This window comes from Hyalangium sp. (assembly GCF_035629615.1).
Taxonomy (GTDB): Bacteria; Myxococcota; Myxococcia; order Myxococcales; family Myxococcaceae; genus Hyalangium.
Genome location: NZ_DASPHO010000355.1, coordinates 1 through 3,988, shown reverse-complemented (window position 1 = coordinate 3,988; position 3,988 = coordinate 1). Strand labels below are relative to the sequence as shown.

At 70.8% G+C, this 3,988-nt stretch carries 2 protein-coding genes; one reads left to right on the top strand and one right to left on the bottom strand.

All coding sequences use genetic code 11. The features are described from left to right. Positions 1–94: 94 nt before the first annotated feature. Entirely contained in the window at positions 95–1,915 is a 1,821-nt protein-coding gene (locus VD972_RS18075) for a HAMP domain-containing methyl-accepting chemotaxis protein (RefSeq protein WP_324988634.1), read from the bottom strand. Between the two features lie 150 nt (positions 1,916–2,065). Here VD972_RS18075 and VD972_RS18070 point away from each other — a divergent pair. Continuing rightward, a partial coding sequence (locus VD972_RS18070; protein WP_324988632.1) for a DUF3857 domain-containing transglutaminase family protein occupies positions 2,066–3,988 on the top strand: 1,923 nt, incomplete at its 3' end.

Here is a 3,988-nt window from a genome sequence, read left to right as displayed (position 1 = left end):
TTCGAGCGCAGGCCGCTGGCACAATGACCCAGTACTACGGCCGAGACTACTGGCTCGGCGTCATCCGCGATCACCTGCCCGCGGCTCCCTGAGCTCAGAGGCTCTGGGCTGCTCCGCCAGGCGGCGGCTCGCCCCCGCCCTCGACCATGGGCATGGCCGTGATGTCGAGCGGGGACGGCGGCTGAGGCTCGGGCGGCAGCTGAGAGGGCCCGCTGAGATCGATCCCCTCCAGGCTCCCCACGCGGAAGAAGGACGTGAGCCGCCGCAGCGCGTCCGACTGCACGGCCAGCGCGTCCGCCTCCCGGGCCAGCCCCTCCGCGGACTTCGCGTTGGCCTGCGTGGCGCGCTCCACCGCCGCCATGGCCTCGCTCATCATGCCCACGCTCGTCGACTGCTCGCGCGTCGAGGCCGCCACCTCGTGCACCAGGTCCGCCGTGCGCCGGATGGAGGGCACCAGGTCTCTCAGCTGCCGGCCGGACTCCTCCGCCACCGCCCGGCTCTTGATGGCCAGCTCTCCAATCGCCCGCGCCGCCGACTTGCTGCGCTCGGCCAGCCGGCGCACCTCGCCGGCCACCACGCTGAAGCCCTTGCCATGCTCCCCGGCCCGAATGGCCTCGATGGCGGCGTTGAGCGCCAGCATGTTCGTCTGGTGCGCGAACTCTTCGATGTGCGAGACGTTCGTGGAGATGCTCCGCATGGCATCCACCGTCTCTCCCACCGCCTTGCCGCTCCGCTCGGCGTTGAGGGCACCCACCCGCGCCTCCTCCTCCATCTTCCGGCAGCTCTCGGTGTTGCGCAGCACCGCCGCGTTGATCTCCTTGAGCGTATACGCGTTCTCCTCGGTGATCGCGGCCTGCTCGTTGGAGCCATGCGCCAGCGCCTGAGAGGAGGCCGCCAGCAGCGCGGAGGCCGAGGCCAGCGAGGCGGCTCCGGCGCGCACCTCGGCGACGATCTTCGTCAGCCGCCCCACCGCCTCTCCCAGCGCCTTGCCCAGCGCATCCTGATCCGAGCGCGGCATCATCCGCACCGTCAGATCGCCATGGGCCAGGCCCACCGCCATGGCCACCATCTGCTGCATGGAGCGCGCCATGTCCAGCGTGGAGCGGAGCAGCAGGGCGATCTCGTCCTGCGTGTCCGCCTCCAGGTCCAGCGCCTGCTCACCCTCCTCCAGCAGCTCCAGCTCGCCGCGAGAGAGGCGCAACGTCATCCGCGTGAGGCGCGCCACGGGCTCGATGATGACGCGAGAGATCCACCACGCCAGCATGAGCCCCAGGGCGCTCAGCACCAGGCCGAGCAGCGGCAGCAGCACCCGGAGCTGCACGAAGGAGGACTGGGTGTCCTTGTTGGACAGCTCCGCGAACCGGCGGTTGAGGGCCTGCAGCCAGCTCATCGACTCCACCAGGCGCGTCAGGGCCCCCTCGAGCTGCGTCCCTACCTCCGCGGTGCCCACTCCGCCCTTGAGGACCTGGTCCCTCAGGGGCTGGTAGCTGGCATAGGCCACGTCGAACAGCTCCAGCGCGGAGGCCTCGTCCACTTGCAGCTTCTCCTCCCCCCGGCTCGAGAGCACGTCCGTGAAGTCGGCCCGCTTCGTGGAGAGCCACTCCTTCTTGTATCGGGCAATGAAGGCCAGCAGCGCCTCCTCGTGCTCCCGCACCCTCGCCGTCCGCTTGGTGCGCTCCTCGCTGCTGGGGGAGAGCCGGGCCAGCAGCCGCAGCTCTCCGGACAAGGCCTCGCGGTGCGCGTTGGCCTCCTCCAGCGCCACGAGGGGCACCAGCATGAAGTCGTACATGTTGTCGTGATCGGACTGGAGCGCCCACGTCCCGCGCAGTGCCACCAGCACCACGAGGACGACTGACACCGGGATCAAGACGGCGATGAGGGCCAGCTTCCAGAACAGCTTGAGACGACGGACCATGAGTGAGTCCCCCCGGGCGGGGACAGGAGGCCCGGAGAGGGGTGGTGGAGTATAGAAATTCTCCACCCCCTACAGACAGTCCCCCGTGTGGGAAAGTGCCCCCTCCCCCTCTCCCGGCGAGTGGAGGAGAGTGCAAGAGTGGGGACTCGCATGCGCTTCGTCCTTGCTGTCGTGCTTGCCTCCTTGCCGGCCTTCGCGGCCGAACCCTGGGATGCACCCCCGTTCTCCGCGGATCCGTCCGCCCTCGCAGGCGCCGCAGCGGCGCTGCCCACCCCCGAGGGGGCGGGGGTGGAGGTGCTCCTCGAGGAAGGCTCCTTCGCCTATGACGCACAGGGCCGGGAGACCTCCACCTCGCGCCTCGTCTACCGCGTGCTGACGCCGGAAGGCGCCAAGGGCTGGGCGACGGTGGGTGTGGGCTACGCGCCCTGGCATGAGGAGCGCCCGGAGGTGCGCGCCCGCGTCATCACCCCGGACGGGAAGGCCCATGCGCTGGATCCCTCCACCCTGGTGGACTCCACCCCCGCGGACAGCGAGCCGGAGACGCTGTCCGATCGGCGTGTGCTGCGCGGCCCGCTGCCCGCAATCACCGAGGGCGCCGTGGTGGAGCAGCTGATCACCTCGAGAGAGAGGGAGAGCGTCTTCTCCAGCGGGGCGGCCCGGCGCTTCTTCTTCGGCAAGGAGGTGCCGGTGCGGCGGGTGCGCCTCACGCTGGAGGTGCCCCAGGGCCGCCCGCTGCACTTCGTGACGCGGGGCCTGCGCACGAAGCCCCGGCGCGTGGAGGCGGAAGGGCGCACCCGACTCCTCTTCGAGCAGGGCCCGCTGGAGCCCGTGTCCGGGCTGGAGCCCTTCCTGCCCGCGGACGCCGTGAGCTGGCCCCATGTGGCCTTCTCCACCGGCCGCGCCTGGAGCGACCTGGCCCGCCGCTACCACGAGACGGTGGAGGCGCAGCTGGCCGGCGCGGACCTGGAGCGCACCGCGAAGGAGATCCTCGGCGGGGAGAAGCGCCGCGAGGTGGCGGCCGGCAAGCTCATGAAGTGGATCCACTCGCAGGTGCGCTACACGAGCCTCCAGTTCGGCGAGGCCGCCGTTGTCCCGCGCCAGCCTGCCGAGGTGCTCGTGCGGCGCTATGGCGACTGCAAGGATCTGTCCACGCTGCTGGTGGGGCTGCTGCGGGCCTCGGGCATGCCAGCCTCGGTGGCTCTGCTGCGCACGGGGCTGGAGGATGTGCAGGAGTCCCTGCCGGGCTTCGGCCTCTTTGATCACGCCATCGTCTACGTGCCTGGGACGCCGGCGCTGTGGATCGACGCGACGGACGCCTTCAGCCCACCGGGGCAGCTGCCGGTGATGGCGCAGGGACGGCTGGCGCTGGTGGCCAGCCCGGACACGAAGGGCCTGGTGCGCACCCCCGAGCTGCCGCCGTCCGCCAACCGCACCGTCACCGCGCGCGAGGTGTTCCTCTCGGAGCGCGGCCCCTCTCGCATCGTCGAGGTGAAGGAGTCCACGGGCACGGTGGCGGCCTCATACCGCGAGCACTTCGCACAGAGCGAGTCCTCCCGCGTGCGCGAGGGCTATGTGGAGTACGTGAAGAGTGCCTTCGCCGCCTCGAACGTGAAGCGCCTGACTCCCCAGGAGCTGGAGGCCTTGGAGAAGCCCTTCCGCGTGGAGCTGGAGGTGGAGGAGGCCAGCCGCGGCTACACGGACGACAAGGAGGCGGCGGTGGGACTGGGCGGGGCGTACCTCCTTGGGCGGCTGCCGGACCACCTGCTGGAGGAATCCACGGATGAGCAGCCGAGGGCCCGTCGCCAGGGCGAGCTGGTGCTGCTGGAGCCCTACTCCGCCGAGCTGCGCTACCGGGTGGCTTCGCCGCCGGGCTACTCGCCCAAGCCGCTGCCCAAGGACTTCACGCGCAAGATGGGTCCGGCCACCTACTCTGCCGAGTACACCCTGAAGGGCCGCGAGGTGAACGTCACCTTCCGCTTCGACACGGGCAAGCGCCGCTGGTCCGCGGCTGAGGTGGAGGCCTTCCGGGCGGCGTTCGACACCCTGCGTGAGGAGGAGGAGCCGCTGCTGGGC